Annotated in this window: 13 protein-coding genes; 7 read left to right on the forward strand and 6 right to left on the reverse strand. The window is 27.9% G+C overall.

The window, feature by feature from the left end; all coding sequences use genetic code 11:
* Positions 1-141: 141 nt before the first annotated feature.
* Both A966_RS04755 and A966_RS04760 read left to right on the forward strand, forming a co-directional pair.
* Positions 142-2,262 (forward strand): alpha-amylase/4-alpha-glucanotransferase domain-containing protein, encoded by a 2,121-nt coding sequence (locus tag A966_RS04755; RefSeq protein ID WP_008723078.1) that lies wholly within the window; start codon positions 142-144, stop codon positions 2,260-2,262.
* A gap of 17 nt (positions 2,263-2,279) precedes the next feature.
* Complete coding sequence (locus A966_RS04760) at positions 2,280-2,945, forward strand: AAA family ATPase (RefSeq protein ID WP_008723079.1); 666 nt, start codon at positions 2,280-2,282, stop codon at positions 2,943-2,945.
* 6 nt (positions 2,946-2,951) lie between these two features.
* Here the strand turns inward: A966_RS04760 and A966_RS04765 are convergent, their stop codons facing one another.
* A complete protein-coding gene (locus A966_RS04765) occupies positions 2,952-3,926 on the reverse strand; it encodes a substrate-binding domain-containing protein (protein WP_008723080.1) in 975 nt (324 codons plus the stop codon).
* A gap of 293 nt (positions 3,927-4,219) precedes the next feature.
* On the opposite strand from A966_RS04765, the gene A966_RS04770 reads away from it, so the two are divergent.
* The 4 genes from A966_RS04770 (at position 4,220) to A966_RS04785 (ending at position 9,369) form a co-directional block, all read left to right on the forward strand.
* Complete coding sequence (locus A966_RS04770; protein ID WP_008723081.1) at positions 4,220-5,578, forward strand: family 4 glycosyl hydrolase; 1,359 nt, start codon at positions 4,220-4,222, stop codon at positions 5,576-5,578.
* A gap of 105 nt (positions 5,579-5,683) precedes the next feature.
* Positions 5,684-7,267 (forward strand): alpha-glucoside-specific PTS transporter subunit IIBC, encoded by a 1,584-nt coding sequence (locus A966_RS04775; protein ID WP_008723082.1) that lies wholly within the window; start codon positions 5,684-5,686, stop codon positions 7,265-7,267.
* A gap of 38 nt (positions 7,268-7,305) precedes the next feature.
* Positions 7,306-8,631, forward strand: a complete 1,326-nt coding sequence (locus A966_RS04780) for a 6-phospho-alpha-glucosidase (protein ID WP_008723083.1) — start codon at positions 7,306-7,308, stop codon at positions 8,629-8,631.
* 147 nt (positions 8,632-8,778) lie between these two features.
* Positions 8,779-9,369: a phosphatase PAP2 family protein gene (locus A966_RS04785; protein WP_008723084.1), complete on the forward strand. Its 591-nt coding sequence runs from the start codon at positions 8,779-8,781 to the stop codon at positions 9,367-9,369.
* A 63-nt stretch (positions 9,370-9,432) separates the two neighbouring features.
* On the opposite strand, the gene A966_RS04790 is transcribed toward A966_RS04785, so the two are convergent.
* The 3 genes from A966_RS04790 to A966_RS04800 all read right to left on the reverse strand — a co-directional run bounded on the left by A966_RS04790 (position 9,433) and on the right by A966_RS04800 (position 13,789).
* Positions 9,433-11,127, reverse strand: a complete 1,695-nt coding sequence (locus tag A966_RS04790; protein ID WP_008723085.1) for a VWA domain-containing protein — start codon at positions 11,125-11,127, stop codon at positions 9,433-9,435.
* A 116-nt stretch (positions 11,128-11,243) separates the two neighbouring features.
* The gene (locus tag A966_RS04795; protein ID WP_008723086.1) at positions 11,244-11,924 is read right to left on the reverse strand and encodes a hypothetical protein; all 681 of its coding nucleotides are present in this window, start codon (positions 11,922-11,924) and stop codon (positions 11,244-11,246) included.
* 533 nt (positions 11,925-12,457) lie between these two features.
* Positions 12,458-13,789: a glucose-6-phosphate isomerase gene (locus A966_RS04800; RefSeq protein ID WP_008723087.1), complete on the reverse strand. Its 1,332-nt coding sequence runs from the start codon at positions 13,787-13,789 to the stop codon at positions 12,458-12,460.
* 118 nt (positions 13,790-13,907) lie between these two features.
* On the opposite strand from A966_RS04800, the gene dcd reads away from it, so the two are divergent.
* Positions 13,908-14,426 carry a dCTP deaminase gene (dcd, locus tag A966_RS04805; protein WP_008723088.1) on the forward strand — a complete coding sequence of 173 codons (519 nt, stop codon included), beginning with the start codon at positions 13,908-13,910 and terminating at the stop codon, positions 14,424-14,426.
* 651 nt (positions 14,427-15,077) lie between these two features.
* Here dcd and A966_RS04810 read toward each other — a convergent pair.
* Both A966_RS04810 and mutS read right to left on the reverse strand, forming a co-directional pair.
* A complete protein-coding gene (locus A966_RS04810) occupies positions 15,078-15,401 on the reverse strand; it encodes a cupin domain-containing protein (protein ID WP_008723089.1) in 324 nt (107 codons plus the stop codon).
* A 90-nt stretch (positions 15,402-15,491) separates the two neighbouring features.
* Positions 15,492-18,176, reverse strand: a complete 2,685-nt coding sequence (gene mutS / locus A966_RS04815) for a DNA mismatch repair protein MutS (RefSeq protein ID WP_008723090.1) — start codon at positions 18,174-18,176, stop codon at positions 15,492-15,494.
* Positions 18,177-18,343: the final 167 nt, after the last annotated feature.

Raw genomic sequence — 18,343 nt, forward strand, 5'->3', positions numbered from 1 at the left:
AAAAGTCAATACTGCTCAAAGTAATACTATATATAAACAAATACTTTACAAAAAGCCATATTTATTATAGAATTATGTTAATTAATTTTTCTATTATTACGAAATTATAAGTAATAAATTTCAATTAAGCAGGGCATTATCATGAAAACTATTAATTTAATATTGGGTAACCATAATCATCAGCCGGTAGGGAATTTCGACTTTGTATTTGAAAATACATATAAAAATGCTTATAAACCTTTTTTAGATATATTAGAAAAATATAAAGATATAAAATTTAATTTTCATTATACAGGCTGTTTATTAGAATGGATTGAAAAGAATCATCCTGAGCATATTAAAGCTTTGAAAAAACTTGCAGAAGAAAAAAGAATAGAAATTCAAAGCGGCGGTTTTTATGAACCTATAATGCCTTCAATACCTGATAAAGATAAAGATATACAAATAAAAAAATTAAATAAGTATATAGAAGATAATTTTGGTATTACTCCCAAAGGTGCTTGGATTGCTGAGAGAGTTTGGGAGCCTACATTGGTTAAAAATTTAGCTATGAATGGGATAAAATATATAATGCTTGATGATTCTCAGTTTTTAACTACAGGCATAGATACTAAAAATATGTTCGGCTACTTTATAACAGATAATGAAAATTATAAATTAAATATATTTCCAATATCACAGGAACTTCGTTATTTGATACCATTCAGAGATGTTGAAAAGTCCATTGAGTATTTAAAATCAATAGCTACGGAAGAAGGAGACAGGGTTGTAGTTCTTCATGATGACGGAGAAAAATACGGAGATTGGCCGGGTACTCAGAAATGGGTATATGAAGATAAATGGCTTGAAAAGTTTTTTGATGCTCTTACAAAAGAAAAAGATACAATAATCACCACTACATACAGTGAATATATGGAGCGTCATGCACCTACATCAAGAATTTATATACCTACAGGCTCTTATGAAGAGATGCTTACTTGGGTGCTTCCTGCAAAAATACAAGATGAGTTTCATTTAAAACAGGAAGAATTAAAAAAATCTGAAGGTAATGAGATTATAAGCAGATTTATGAGGGGCGGGTTCTGGAGAAATTATTTTAGTAAGTATTCTGAAAGCAACAGAATGAATAAAAGAATGATATTTACTTCAAATATGATAGGAGAAATTACAGAATCTAATTATAAAGAAAAAGAGGAGGCTTTAAGTTATTTATTAAAAGGTCAATGCAATTGTCCTTATTGGCATGGTACATTTGGAGGACTTTATTTAAATAATTTAAGACATGCTACTTATGCTAATTTAATTAAGGCTACTTCTATATCTTTAGAAAAGATTTATGGAAGAAAATATTTCTTGAGTCATAATTTAGATTTTGATATGGACGGCAGAGAAGAGATTATGATTTCATGTGAAAATGCCGGATTAGTTTTCCATACTTTAAGCGGATCTTTAATAGAATGGGATTTAAAAAAAGGAAATCCTATCAATTTAATAGATTGTCTTAAAAGAAGAGAAGAGGCTTATCATATAGCTGCTGTAAGAAATTCTAATAATAATCAAAATAATAATGAGCATGTTTCTATACATGAAATAGCAAAAAAAGTTGATGAGAAAATTGCTAAGTATTTGGTATTTGATAAAAATGAAAAAGTATTCGGAGTTGATCATTTCTTAAGTAAAATGCCTTCTGCTGAGGAATTCCAATTATTAAAATATGAGGAAAATTCAGATTTTTATAATCTTCATTATGATGTTTTGGAAAATCTTATTAATAAAGACTATGCTACGGTATCTTTTGAAAAAACTTCAAAAGTTGATGGTAAAGATATACATTTAATAAAAAGATATATTATAAACAATGATGGAAAATTTTCTGTTGAATCTATTATAGAAAATAAATCTAATGAACATATAGAATTTGTATACGCTTTGGAAAATAATATCACATTGCTTGCAGGACATGAAGCAGACAGATACTATATAGGAGGCAATGAAAAAATTTCTAATAATCTATCAGACTGCGGAGAATATAAAGGCACAGTTTTTGGTATGGCTGATGAATCATATATAAAAATAAAAGTTCTAATGGAAGCAGCAGAAGAAACAGTATTTTTATATATGCCTAATTTTACTATATCCGATGCAGTTGATAAACTTGAAATGAATTATCAAAACTCTACTATAGTGTGCTGCAAAAATATATCCTTAAAATCCGGAGAAAAAGTTAAATATAAAGTAAAATTAGATGTTCAGTATATTTAATTTTAAAGGTAGTATAGATGAAGCTGTTTTGTATTATATCTGATAAAAGCCATGTCGGTAAGACTTATATTTCTTCTCATATAGTGTCATCTTTAAAGATGCTCAATAAAACTGTATGCTATTATAAACCTTTTGTGATGGAAATACGGGATAATAAATTATTTGATCCTGAATATATAAAAAATACAACATATCTAAAAGCTTCAGAAATATTTGTATCGTATGCTACCAATGGGAATATTTCTCCTCTTCATAGTATTAATACAAAAATAGATGAAAGAGATATTACGGATCTTATAGATGAAAATAATAATGTTTATGATTATATGGTATTTGAATCATTATCTTTATATTTACCTATAAAAGAAAATTATAATTTTATGGATTTGATACTTGATATAGAAAAAGAAAATGAAATTCATATAATACCTGTTATAGAATATGATTATAATGTTATACATTCATCTTTAGAGCAGGTGGAATTATTTCATACTAGGGGATTTAAAATACCTTTTATTATTATTAATGTTAAAAAAGATGTATTTGTGTCAGCTAATGTTATAAAATATATAGCAAGCCAAATAGATCCTATAAAAGTTCATATAACTGAATTTGATAATGAAGCAGGAATATCAAAAATTAATGATATTAAATACCCTGATATAATTAAAGATTTATTTTAATATATTTTATATTCTTAAAGAGCTTTTTCTCGCTACTACCTCAGGAGTATAACTTATTATAGGAGATTTCTCTGTAAAAGATTTTCCATTTCCAAATAAAATATATTCTATAGAGTATAAAATCTTTTCATATAATTTCTGATCCATAGAGCTTAATCCTAGAAATTCTGATATTTCTAAATTATCAAAACCTATTATTCCTATATCTTTTCCCATTTCGTATCCGTATTCATTTATAGCCTTTATTCCGCCTATAGCCATTTGATCGCAAAAGTAAAAAATAGAATCTATTGTTTTATCTTGTAAAATTTTCTTTGTTATATTGTATGATTCTTCCATAGAAAAATTGTATGTAGTAAATAGTTTGCATTCTATGTTTAGATTATCGCATGCTGTTTTTACGCCTTCATATCTTTCCACTATATCACCGTTTAATTCATAATGTCCAACAAAAGCAGGTTTTTTCCAATTATTTTCGTATAAATGTTCTATAGCTAGTTTTCCTCCTAGATAATCATTAACATCTATATTTAATCCGTATTCCTGCTGCGGCATATTTATAAATACTGTAGGTATTAAAAAGTCATTTGTAATTTCTTCAGTTTCAGTGGATAAACTTATTATACCTCTTATATCATTCCATTTTTTTTTGTTTTTATTAATCAATATATTCAAAGGTATATTTTGGCTATTTTCATATAGTCTTATTGAAATATTATATTTTAAAGTTATTTTCTGCAGATATTTAATTATATCAGAGACTATCATTAGATTATGGTCGCTTAATATAAATAGTATATCTCTGTAATCGGATTTTACTATTGTTCTTAAATCCTCGGGATAGTATTGTGCCAAAACAGACATTATTGATCTAAAAGTATCACTATGAAGCTTTTCCGGAGAATAAAAAAATCTTTTTACAGTTGTTTCTGCAATATCCAAAATTTTAGCAATATGCTCTACTTTCTCTTTTTGTACCATTAAATTAATCCTGTATTATTTTTTATTTATGTTTTCTTGAAATATATAATATCATAATAATGATGTTAAAAATATAATAAATATTAATAAAAATATCAATTATTGTTCAATAATACAGTGTTTTATATAAAAAATGTATGATTTCAACTAAAAAATGATTTTTTATATATAAAAAAATGATTTTTTAGTATCATTTTATTGATATTATACGCTATTTGTGTATAATAGTTATATGTTGATATTATTTATTTGATTGGTATTCAATTTGATAAATAAAAAAGAAGGAGATGGAAATGATTAAATTTGTTTTGGTTGGTGCAGGAAGTGCACAATTCGGATGTGATATGCTTGGAGATATTTTCTCTACTAAATCTTTAGAAGGTTCTCATGTTACATTATTGGATATTAATCCTACTGCTTTAAAAAAAGTATATGATTATGTTAAAGAGTTTATAGAATTAAATAAATTAAATTTTACTGTTGATGCTGCTACAGATAGGAAAGAGGCTTTTAAGAATGCTGATTTTATTATAAGTTCCATAGAGGTAGGTGATAGATTTCAATTATGGGATGAGGATTGGAAAATACCTATGCAGTATGGTATTCATCAGGTTTATGGAGAAAACGGAGGACCTGGAGGAGTATTTCACTCTTTAAGAATTATTCCGCCTATTTTGGATATAGTAAAAGATGCTATGGATATATGTCCTAATGCTTATATATTCAATTTTTCAAATCCTATGACTGCAATATGTACAGCCGTAAAAAGAGTTTATCCTAATGCTAAATTTATAGGTATGTGCCATGAAATAGGCTGGCTTCATAAATGGCTTCCTAAAATTTTAAGAATGAATTATGAGGCATTAGATATTAAAGCAGGAGGACTTAATCATTTCAGCTGCTTATTAGAAATCAAAGATAAAAAAACAGGAAAAGATTTATATCCTGATGTATTAAAAAATGCACATGCATATTTTGAGCATGAAGTAGGGTATAGTGATTTATTAAAATATGCTAAAGAAAATAATGCATTTTCAAAAACAGAAAGTTTTGATCACTCTATAGAAGATAAATTAAAAGGTGAGTTTATATGGGCTGATAGAAGACTTTTAAAAGTAATATTAGAAAAATATAAATTATTACCTATAACAGTAGACAGCCATTTCGGAGAGTATATAGCTTGGGCTTGGGATGTGGTTGATCATAGAGGAATATTAGATTTTTATGAATTATACAGAACTGTACTTTCTAAAGCAGAGCCTAAAATAGAATTAAGAGTAAAAGAAAGAGCTTCAAGCATAATAAACGGTATAGTTACAAATGAAAGTTATGTAGAAGAAGCTGTGAATATTTTGAATGACGGATTAATAGAAGATTTGCCTAATTGGATAGCCGTTGAAGTACCTGCTGAAATAAGCAAAGACGGAGTTAAGGGTGTAAAATTAAATAATGTTCCTAAAGGTTATTTATCACTTTTAAGAAATTATGTAAGCGTATACGATTTAACTGCTGAAGCTGCTATACATCATAAAAAAGAGTATGCCATACAGGCTATACTCGCTAACCCTGTTGTTAATGTATGTAAAAATATTGAAGAGATGGTAGATAGAATGATAGATTCTCAGAGACCATATTTGGATTATTTAAAATAATTTATTTTTTATTTCGTTTGCGTTTGAAAAGGATGATGCAAAATATTTTAGAGATTTATAAAAACTCTAAATTATGATATAAAAATTTGCATAGGGGGATATAAAATGTTTGCGAATATTGATTTAAGGGCTAGTTTCCAAAAGTTTGGGGCGGCTATGTTTGTACCGGTATTACTTTTTTCTTTTTCCGGTTTGGTTGTAGGATTAACCATTATTTTTAAGGATCAGTCTATAGTAGGAAATTTAGCTAATCCTGATGGCGTATTCTACAAATTAATATTTATAATAGAAGAAGGTGCATGGACTATATTCAGAAATATGCCTTTATTTTTCTGTTTAGGTATTCCAATAGGTCTTTCAAAGATGGCACCTGAAAGAGCAATATTAGCAACTTTGATATGTTACTTATCATATAATTATTTTATAGCTGCTATACTTAATTTTTGGGGTCCTCAGTTTGGAGTTGATTTCACTCAGGAAGCAGGCGGCGTAAGCGGTTTAACTCTGATAGCAGGTATTAAAACTTTAGATACAAGCATCATAGGTGCAATATTTATAGGAGTAGTTATTACTATTATTCATAATAGATTTTATGAAACAAAACTTCCTGATTATTTGGGCGTATTTCAAGGAACATCTTTTGTACATATTATAGGTTTCTTTGTTGTATTAGTTTTAGCATTCTTAACTTGTTTGATATGGCCTAAAATACAGTATTTAATAGCTTCAATGCAGAATTTCTTGGCAAATGCAGGCGGTGTCGGAGTATTTATATATACTTTCTTAGAAAGAATATTAATACCTACAGGACTTCATCATTTTATTTACGGACCTTTCATTTACGGACCTGCAGTTGTACCTGAAGGTATAGAACCATATTGGATAAGCCATGTTTCTGAATTTTCAAATATGCTGGAGCCTCTTAAACAATTATTCCCAGAAGGCGGATTTGCTTTGCATGGAAACTCTAAAGTATTCGGTGCTCCCGGACTTGCTTTAGCTATTTATTTCTGTGCTGATAAAGAGAATCGTGAGAAGATGGCTGCTTTGCTTATACCTGTAACATTAACATCAATACTTGTTGGTATTACTGAGCCTTTAGAGTTTACATTCTTGTTTATATCTCCTTTCTTATTCTTGGTGCATTCTATTTTGGCTGCGAGCTTAGCTACAGTATTGTATGTAGTTGGTGGAGTAGTAGGAAACTATGGGGCAGGATTAATAGGTTTTATAACACAAAACTGGATCTTTGCTATGAAAAATCATTCATCTATGGTTGTGGCACATATTGTTATAGGGCTTATATTCACAGCTATATGGTTCTTTGTATTTAGATTTTTAATATTGAAATTTAATATTCCTACTCCGGGAAGGGGCGAAAGTAAGACTAAGCTATATACTAAAAAAGATTATAAAGAAAGAGAAGCTAAAAAATCAAGTTTTGATGAGCAGGCTGCAATTTATTTAGAGGCATTAGGAGGAAGAAGCAATATAGAACATGTTACTAATTGTGCTACTAGATTGAGAGTAACTGTTAAAGATGTTAATCTTGTAAAAGATGCTGATGATTTCAAGGCTGCTGGTGCTCATGGTCTTGTTAAAAAAGGAAATGCTATACAGATAATAGTAGGCTTATCAGTTCCTCAAGTAAAAGCTAAATTTGAAGAACTTTTGAAAACTAGCGAATAATAATACTAATTTTAATAAATTTTTTAAGGAGTAATAAAATGAAAAAACATTCAGTTGTTATAGCCGGAGGCGGAAGTACTTTTACGCCGGAAATTATTTTAATGCTTTTAAGTGAAGAAGGAAGATTTCCTTTGTCAGAATTGAAATTATATGATAATGATGCAGAAAGACAGGCTATAGTTGGAAATGCTTGTGCTATCATTATGAAAGAGAGAGCTCCTCATGTTAAATTTTCTTTCACAACAGATCCTAAAGAGGCTTTCACTGGAGTAGATTTTGTTATGGCTCATATAAGAGTTGGTAAATATGAAATGCGTTCTTTAGATGAAAAAATTCCTCTTAAATACGGATGCGTAGGACAGGAAACTTGCGGAGCCGGCGGTATGGCTTATGGTATGCGTTCTATAGGAGGCGTTTTGGAGCTTATAGATTATATGGAAAAATATTCTCCTAATGCTTGGATGCTTAACTATTCAAACCCTGCTGCTATAGTTGCTGAAGCTTGCAGAAGATTAAAACCTAATTCTAAAGTTTTGAATATCTGCGATATGCCTGTCGGTATAGAGGATTTTATGGCTGTTATATGCGGCTTGAAATCAAGAAAAGAAATGCAGGTAAGATATTTCGGATTAAACCATTTCGGTTGGTGGACTAGCATAATAGAAAAAAGCACAGGAAGAGATTTAATGCCTATATTAAAAGAGCATATCTCTAAACATGGATATTTGCATCCTAGTGTCGAAGGACATATGGATGCTGATTGGCATTCTACTTATGAGAAGGCAAGAGATGTTTTTGCAGTTTCTCCAAACTTTATGCCTAATACTTATTTCAAATACTATTTATTCCCTGATTATGTTGTAAGTCATTCTGATATTAATTATACTAGAACTGATATGGTTAGAGACGGCAGAGAAAAAAGAGTATTCGGAGAATGCAAAAGAATAACAGAAGCTGGTACTGCTAAAGATTCTACTTTTGAAGTAGGAGGACATGCTACCTATATAGTAGATTTAGCTTGTGCTATAAGTAATAATACAGGAGAAAGAATGTTATTAATAGTTCCTAATAATGGTTCTATAATAAACTTTGATCCTACAGCTATGGTTGAAATACCTTGTATAGTAGGCTGCAATGGTCCTGAGCCTTTGGTAATGGGTGAAATTCCTAGATTCAATAAAGGATTAATGGAACAGCAGGTGGCAGTAGAAAAATTAGTTGTTGATGCTTGGATAGAAGGTTCATATTTGAAAATGTGGCAGGCTATCACTATGTCAAGAACTGTTCCTAGCGTTGAAGTTGCTAAGAAAATATTAGATGAGTTAATAGAAGCTAATAAAAAATATTGGCCTGAATTAAAATAATTATTTTTTAATAATTATATGATATTAGAATAGGGAAGGGGAATTATTACTCCTTTCCTATTTTTTTATATATATCATTACTAAAAAAATTTATTACATATTTACAATATAATTGTTTTATTAAAAAATTAATTATAGGAATTATAAATGGATATAATAAATATATTTGATAAAAGCATAATAGAGTTTGCTCATAGTTTACATAATAATTATAATATACTAGATATGTTTTTTTCATCAATAACATATTTAGGAGAATCAATTCCTTTAATGATATTTACAATCGTATTAATATTTATAAAAAGAACTAGAGTTTGCGGTATTAATATGGCTGTAAGTTTATTTATATCTGTACTTATAGGAGCTATTATATTAAAACCATTAATAGCAAGAGAAAGACCTTTTACAGAGCCGATTTATCAAGAATATTGGATTGAAGTGGGTAAGCATATTGAAACATCTTTTTCTTGTCCTTCTTCTCATACTACTGCATCATTTGCTGTTCTTTTTCCTATTTTTCTTTATTTTAATAAGAAATATAGTTTTATAGCAGTATTGATTGCTGTATTAATAGGTTTTTCAAGGATTTATTTAGTAGTTCATTATCCTAGTGATGTAGTATTTGGGGCATTTATTGGAATAGCCGTATCTTGTTTAACATATTTTATTTTTAAGAAATTAAATATTGAATACAGGCTAAATCAAATTGCAATTATAAATAAATTTGATAATACATAAATATAATAAAAGCCCAAACCTTATTTGGTAAGGGCTTTTTTTCATTATTATCAATATACCTATTTAAAAATTAAAAAAGTATAAGTAATCATCAGAAAGATCTTCCTCTTTTTCCATCTCTGAAGTTAATATAAATTCTACAGAAACATTCTTTTCTTTAGCTGTAGATAAATTTAAATCTAAATCAGCTCTTCCTATTACTTTAGCAGGAGCATCTGTAATAACTACTATTAATCTTTTTTGATTTATATACTCAAATGTTTCTAATGCTTCCTGCAAAGCTTCATACATAGGTTCTGCCTTATCTCCGCCTCCTGCCGCATAGAAATAATTAACTTCTCTATTGATAAAATTAATATTATCACTAAACTCTATTTTTTTTGTCAGATAAGTATCTTTAATATCTCTGTAAAGCAAAAAACCTACTCTTGAATATTTATGATTATCAAATAATTCTGTAACCATACCTCTTATATCTCTTTTTATAGCTTTCAAATAAGGATGCATACTTTCTGTAGTATCCAACACTACAACTAAGTCCATACTTCCTTCATCTTTATATCTTTCAATAATGCTTTTAAATTTATCGCTTAATTCCTCAGCATCTTTTACATAATTATTAGGAGTATTAAATGATTTGCTTGCATTATTTAAGTTATTCATAGCCTCCAAGTTATAATTATATTTTTCATCTGCTGCAGGCTTTTTATCAATTGCAGGCTCTTCGTTAATTACAGGATTTTCATTAACTATAGGCTTTTCAACTATATTAGCAGAAGATAAGATTTTTATTTGATTGCTTTCTTTTTCAATCGGAGCATCTTTTTTTACTATTATAGTATTAGTAGAAGTTTCTATAATTTTCTCTGAAGGTCTTATTTTTACAGGTCCTTCATTTCCTCCACTAGGCATTTGAGGCGGTGTTGCTTCTTGTTTTACATTTGTAGTTTCTATAACATAATCTATAGGAAAAGTAAAACTTTGACCTTGAGTATTAAATACATTGAAAGATAAATATCTGTCTTCAGGAAGCTGTTTGAAATATGCTTTTATATAAAGTTTTTTGCCTAAAGATCTGTTAAATGTATCTTCTAATATAATACCGCTTTTATCATAATTAGCAGTATTTCCATAAGAAGTATCTATCAATTTATATGCTGTATTTGTTCTTCCTTCCCTTACATAAAATGCATATTCTCCGTTATCACCTCCGGAGTAGTATAAATAAAATGCATACAGATCTCCTTCTTTTTCTACATTTCTAAGTGTTATAGTAGGTGTTGAAATATCAGCATTATTTGCCTTTAATATTATTTCATTATTTATTAAAGTATTATTATTGATATCATAAGCCTCTAAAATAAGACTAATATTATCCCTTAAAGTAAATAAAGAATTATTATTTCTATTATCTAAATAGATATTTTGAGGAATAAATATTTTAAATACTTCCCCAAGTTTATAATGATAATCGCTTTCTTTTATTCTAACTATAGCATTAGAATTGCCGCTATTATCAATATAAATATAGGAATTAAATCCGTCTTGTCTTTTTAATTGTATTCTATATCCATATACATTCGGCTTTTTCTTTAAATAAAGCTGATAGCCATTTATAAATTTAACTATTTCTATATCGTTAGTACTGATTTCCAAAGAATAAGTATTTACAGCTATCTGACTATATAAATTTTCTAAAGTAGAAATGAATACTACCGATAAAATAACAAATAAATATTTATATCTTATGTTTTTCATGTTGATACCCTCTTACAAGTTATTATCGGTTTAGGATATCATAAACCTGCATTGTTATGTTAATTGAAATACAATATTTTTAATAATGAGTTTACATAATTATTATATCAGACATATTACAAAATATTTTTTACTTCAATAACTTCGCTTGATTCCATGAAATTATTTATTGTTAGTAATTTTATTGAATTACTGCCGTCATCAAACTCGGCACATGATATAAAATAATAATTAATTCCTTTTACAGCTTGACTTGCAACATAAAGTTCAGGAGTATATTTTATATCTTTAATGTCTTTAACTGCATTTTCAAATACATTAACAATATTATCAGCTTCTTTAGAATTTGATATATTAATTTTAGCTTCATCAGAGGATGTGCATGCTATGCCGCCGATACCGCTCTGACTGCTTTCTATTATCTTTTCTAATTTTACTATAGATATTTCATTTGAATCAGATACATTGCATATAATAATTTCATAATATGGAAGTGCTGAAGGATATGTTATTTCACTTCTGCAAATAAAAGCATAGTTTATACCATCGCTTAATTGTTGTTTGCCAAGATAAAGCATTAACTCTCTTTTTACTCCTAATAGATTTTGTACGGTATCATCAAAAATTGTTTTGATATCTTCATCTATAGCATTTATCTGTTTAGTAGCAATATACCATTCTCCTGTTTTTAATGTTTTTTGATTATCTTGATTTGAATTGTCTGATATCTTTGCCGTTTTATCAGAGCATGATATTATTGAGATAAGAACAGCAAAAAGTATTAATATTTTTTTCATAATGTTTTCCCTTAAAATTATTAATTATATAGTTTATACACTAAATATAAATAAATACAATGTGAAAATAATATGTGAAAAGGATATGAAATAATTTTATTAAAAAAAATAATTCATCTTAGATGATTAGATATCAATATTATTAAAAATTATTATAATTCAATGATTTTTATCATGGAAATCATAGATTGTCATAGAGAAAATAAAGATGCTGTATCTATAGAGAATGTAAAAAATAAATTTGAAATAATAGACTTGTTTCAAAACTAATTTTTTATAATTTTGTGGGGACTAGCCCCCACACCCCCACTTCTTTTGTTGACACAAAGAAGCAAAAAGACTGCATATTTATATACTAAAATAATAAGTTATAAAACATGTAAAACATTATTTTATAATTGATAATTACTAATTTTTTTATATATAATTTTGTCAAGTAGTTTTGAAACAAGTCTAATATATATTTAAAAGTTAAAGCTGATAATAAATAATACTTATTATCAGCTTTATTAATTAATAATTATTATAACTAATTATTTTTCTAATCTAGCTCTTAGAGTTTTACCCATTTCTTCATATCCTTTTTTACCAAGCATAGCAAACATATTTTTCTTATATGCTTCAACTCCAGGCTGATCAAATGGATTAACTCCAAGCATATAACCTGATATACCGCATGCTTTTTCAAAGAAATATAAAAGCTCTCCAATAGTGAAAGGAGTAATTTTATCAATATCTACTATTATATTTGGTACGCCTCCGTCAACATGAGCTAATACTGTAGCTTCTAATGCTGATTTATTTATTTCATGCAAAGTTTTTCCGTCTAAATAATTAAGTCCGTCTAAATCTGATGCTTCTTTTTGTATCTTTAAATCTATATCTTCTTTATCAACTCTTATAACAGTTTCAAATAATCCTCTTTTACCGTCCTGTATAAACTGACCCAAAGAGTGCAAATCAGTAGAGAAATCAACAGAAGCAGGGAATATTCCTTTTTTATCTTTACCTTCGCTTTCTCCGTATAATTGTTTCCACCATTCTGATATATAGTGCATTCTAGGTATATAATTAACCATTATTTCTGTGCTGTATCCTTTAGTGTAAAGTGCATTTCTAAGCATAGCATATAACATAGAAGGGTTTTTCTTATAATCCATCTCTTTAGTTAATTTAGCCATAGCATCAAAACCTTTAACAAACTCTTCTATATTTATGCCAGCAGCCGCAATAGGTATAAGTCCTACAGGAGTAAGTACAGAATATCTTCCGCCTACATCATCAGGTATAACAAAAGTTCTGTATTTATTTTCATTAGATAATGTTTTTAAAGCTCCTTTTGCCTTATCTGTAGTAGCTATTATTCTTTTAGCAGCCCCTTCTTTTCCGTATCTTTTTTCAGCATATTCTTTAAGCATTCTAAAAGCTATAGCAGGTTCTGTTGTAGTACCGCTTTTAGATATTACATTGATATAAAAATCTTTTCCTTCCAAATAATCAAGTAAATTTTTGAAATATTCGCCATTCATATTATGACCGGCATATACAATCTGAGTATTTCCTTTTTTAGCCTGAGAGAAAGGATTTAAAAATGATTCAATTACTGCTTTTCCGCCTAAATAAGATCCGCCTATACCAACTGATACTAATACTTCAGCATTTTCTCTTATTTCTTTAGCCAATTCATCAATTTCTTTAACCATTTTCAAAGCTTCAGTTGGTAAATTAACCCAGCCTAGAAAGTCATTACCAGCACCTTTTTTGTTTTCAAGAAGTTCATTTGCATATTTAGCATGTTCAGAAAGGTATTCTAGTTCATGCTCTTGTAAAAATCCTAATACATTTTTATAATTTATAGATAGCATTTAATAACTCCATCATTTTATTTTAGTGTGTAAATTATACTATAATAATACCGAAAAATAAAGAAAAATAATTGATAATTTCTTAAATAAAAATATTATAAAAATAGGATACAAATAGATGATTTTGTCTGGGCTTGAAATAGAAAAAAATCTTGGCAGAGATATAATAATAGAACCATTTAATAGAAAACAATTAAATTCAAACAGCTATAATGTGAAACTTCATAATAAACTTTTAGTATATAAAGATAAAATTCTCGATATGAAAAAAGCTAATGATGTAGATGAAATAATAATACCAAAAAGCGGTTATGAATTAAAACCCAATGAATTATATTTAGGAAGAACTTTAGAGTATACAAGTACCAAAAATTTTGTTCCTATGATAGAGGGAAGATCATCTATAGGAAGACTTGGAATATTTATTCATATCACAGCAGGATTTGGAGATGTAGGTTTTGCTGGATATTGGACTTTAGAGATATTTTGTATAAAGCCTATAATAATATATCCTGAAGTTGAAATAGCTCAGCTTTATTATCACACCATAGATGGAGAATATGAAGAGTATACAAGCAGTAAATATCAGAATAATACTGATGTTCAGCCTAGTATGCTTTATAAGGATTTTAAATAAACTATATTTAAAAATTCATTTTAATTCCCGCCCTTTAAAGTTTAACACTTTATTCTGCAATAAAAACTTTTTTTGTATTTACTGCTTATTTAGTAAAAGCATGCCCGCCCAAGCGTTTATTAAATTTTAAGATTTATTTAACGCACGGTTAACTAAATTTTATATATAATTGAATTTGAATTGATGATTTTGTTTATACTTATAATTATATTCTGCGTGCGTTGTTATAGTTAAAAATTTAAATAAAACTAGGGTGGGTGTTATAATAAGAGAATAAAGCTTATATAATAATAATATTTTGAATATAATATAAAGCAAAATAGCCTATAGGGTGGGGAGTGTAATGAAGTTTTAAAATTTAAATTATATAATCGGCGCTTTATACTTTGTTTGATTTTTTAATTCTATTTATATTTTATTTTTAATATATAATATAATACCTGCCCAATTTCTTTTTTACTTTATGTACTTTACAGCACGCGGTAAATAGATTTTAAACTTATAGTATAAATTTTAATTATTTACTAGATTTATCTTTTATAGCTAGTTTAACGCGTGGACTTGAAACTTAATTATATAAATTATAATAATTAAATATCATAAATATTTATTAATTTATACTTTTAAACAGATATAGTATAGAATGTTGATTTATATGAATACCAAAAGTAAATTTGATATACCATTTTCAGAAATTCCTATCATAGAATGAACAGAATGCGGTCTTACTCTTATAATATCACCTTCTTCTAAATCTACGATTTCTTCTTCTACTATATATCTTACTTTGCCGCTTAATACTATTACCATCTCTTCGGAAGGATGTTCATGATATGGTATTAATTGATTAGACTTTTGTGCAATGGCATAAACAGTATAACCCTTATCAGATAAAGTTTCTATCAATCTCTCATCATCTTTCACACAGTCAAATTCTCTTTCAGTTGTTGATTTGTAATAGTATTGTTCAGTCATTGTACACCTCATTATTATATTATAATTTCGGCTTGCATCCTCTTAAAATTGAATTTATAAAAAAAATAGCTAAAAATCAATATGATGTTTTCATATCATGTTCTTCCATTTATTAATTAAATTCATAGCATCAAGAGGAGTTATATTATTTATGTTTAACTCTTTAATTTCTTTTTCTATTTCACTTTCTTTTGTTTTTTCTTCTATTTTATTATCATTATTTGTATTGTCATAAAATGGCAGTATATCTTTTGATTTTTGAGTATTTAGTTCTATATTTTCAACTTGTATGCTTGCTTCTGCTTCAAGTTTTTTTAGTATTTCGCCCGCTCTTTTTATAACCTTATTTGGAGCTCCTGCTATTTTTGCTGCATATATTCCGTAGCTTGACTGTGCTGCTCCTTCTGTAACTTTTTTCATAAATATTATTTCATCTTTATATTCTTCAACTAATACTTTATAGTTTTTAACACCTTCTAAATCTTCGAGCATAGTAAGTTCATGGTAATGTGTAGCAAATAAGGTTTTAGCTTTTTTATTTTCTTCATGAACTAAATATTCCACTATAGCCCAAGCAATAGAAAGCCCATCATAGGTAGAAGTTCCGCGTCCTATCTCATCCATTATAACAAGGCTTTTATCAGTGCAATGATTAAGTATGTATGCTGTTTCATTCATCTCTACTAAGAATGTACTTTCACCCCTTGCTATATTGTCACTTGCACCAACACGAGTAAATATGCGGTCAACTATAGATATCTTAGCACTTGATGCAGGTACAAATGAGCCAATCTGGGCAAGAAGCACTATTAAAGCAGTTTGTCTTAAATATGTACTTTTACCACTCATATTAGGTCCTGTAATTATAAGAAGATGTTCATTTTTACTGTCTAAATATGTGTCGTTTGGAATAAAACTTTCTGTTTTTAGATTAACTTCTACAACAGGGTGTCTTCCTTCTTTTATATCTATTATTCCGTCATCTGTTATTATAGGCTTAACATAATTATCCTCTTTAGCAAGGCATGCAAGGGCGGAATAAACATCTATTATAGAAATTACCTTTGCCATTTTTAATATTGAGTTTAAATATTCATTAGTTTTATTTCTTACATCAATAAATATATCATACTCCAAAGCATAGCTTTTTTCATTAGCTTCATTAATAATAGTTTCATACTCCATTAATTTACTTGTGGTATATCTTTCGCTTCCTATTAATGTTTGTCTTTTTATAAAATCGCTTGGCACTGATGATGCGTTTGCTTTGGTTACTTCTACATAATATCCTATAACATTATTATAGCGTATTTTTAAATTATTAATTCCAGTATCCAATTTATAATTATGTTCAAGTTCTGCTATCCAAGAGCGTCCCTCTCTTCTAGCTTCATTATATTTTTTTAATGTTTCATCATAATCATCTTTTATAATGTCGCCTTCATTTATAACTATTTTAGGCTCTTCTAATATTGCACGCTCTATCAAATCAGTAATTATTTTTATATCATTAACCTCTTCAAAGTTTACATCCTCAAAATTATTCATAGCAAGTTCTGTTATAACCTCAAGTGAAGTTACTAAAAATCTTTTTAATGATACAAGCTCTTTAGGGTTAATCCTTGAAAGTGCTAATTTTGATGCAAGCCTTTCTATATCTCCAATATCCTGAAGCAAATCTCTTATTTTATACATAAACTTTTGATTTTTATAAAAAAACTCTACATTATCAAGTCTTTTATTTATATCATCAATATTCAGTAAAGGCTCTACTATTATTCTTTTTAAATATCTTGCTCCCATAGAAGTTTTTGTTCTGTCTATAGTGTCAAACAATGTCATCTTATTATTATCATTTCTTATTGTTTCTAATATTTCTAAACTTGCTATTGTAGCATAGTCTAAAGTCATTGAATCTTTTCTATTATATAGTGTAATATTGGATATATGTTCAAGTGAAGTTTTTGAAAGCTCTTGAATATAAAATATAGTTGAACCTAGAAGTGATATTAAAAGAGGTTTTTCTTCTATTCCGAAACTTTTTAGCGATACTGTTTTAAAATGATTTGTTAAAGTTTTATATGCATAAGAATATTCTGCCGTATAATTTGGAGTAGTGCTGTAGAATATACTATTAAATTTACTTTGAATTTCTTTTATAATAATGCTTTCTGAAACGGATTCTATAGTCATAATCTCTTTGGGTGAAAATCTTATAATCTCTTCTGTAAGTTCATCAATAATTTCTTTTACTGCTTCATTTTGATTTTCTAAGTTAGAATTAATTTCTGAAGCATAAAGCTCTCCCGTAGAAATATCGCATATAGATAAAGCTGCATTTTTTTCACTTTTTGACACTATTATAGAAGCCAGATAATTATTGCTTTTTGATTCTAAATACTTATTTTCTGCGATAGTACCAGGTGTTATAACCTGAGTAACTTCTCTTTTTACAATGCCTTTTGCTGTTTTTGGGTCTTCCATTTGATCGCATATAGCAATCTTCATTCCAGATTTAACTAATTTTGATAAATAATTGTCTATCGCATGATAAGGAACTCCAGCCATAGGAACATTGGCTCTTTTGGTGAGAGTAAGACCTAATATATCGGACACTACTTTTGCATCATCGAAAAATACCTCATAAAAATCACCCATTCTAAAAAGAAGTATGCTGTCATTGTATTTATCTTTAATTTCTTTATACTGCCTCATCATAGGGGTGAGCTTTTGATTTTCTTCTTTATTATCGCTTCCAAAAAATGTTTCCTGCATTATATTTATCCGTTTATAATTTTTTTGATTAGTATAATATATTTTTATTCTTTAATCAAATTTGAATTTTACATGCTTTATATAATTATAATATTTGACAAAGAATAAAAATTCATTATAATAATTTTATGGAATTAAAATCAAATAATAAAAATTTTAATGTGCTT

This window comes from Brachyspira hampsonii 30446 (assembly GCF_000316195.1).
GTDB lineage: Bacteria > Spirochaetota > Brachyspiria > Brachyspirales > Brachyspiraceae > Brachyspira > Brachyspira hampsonii_C.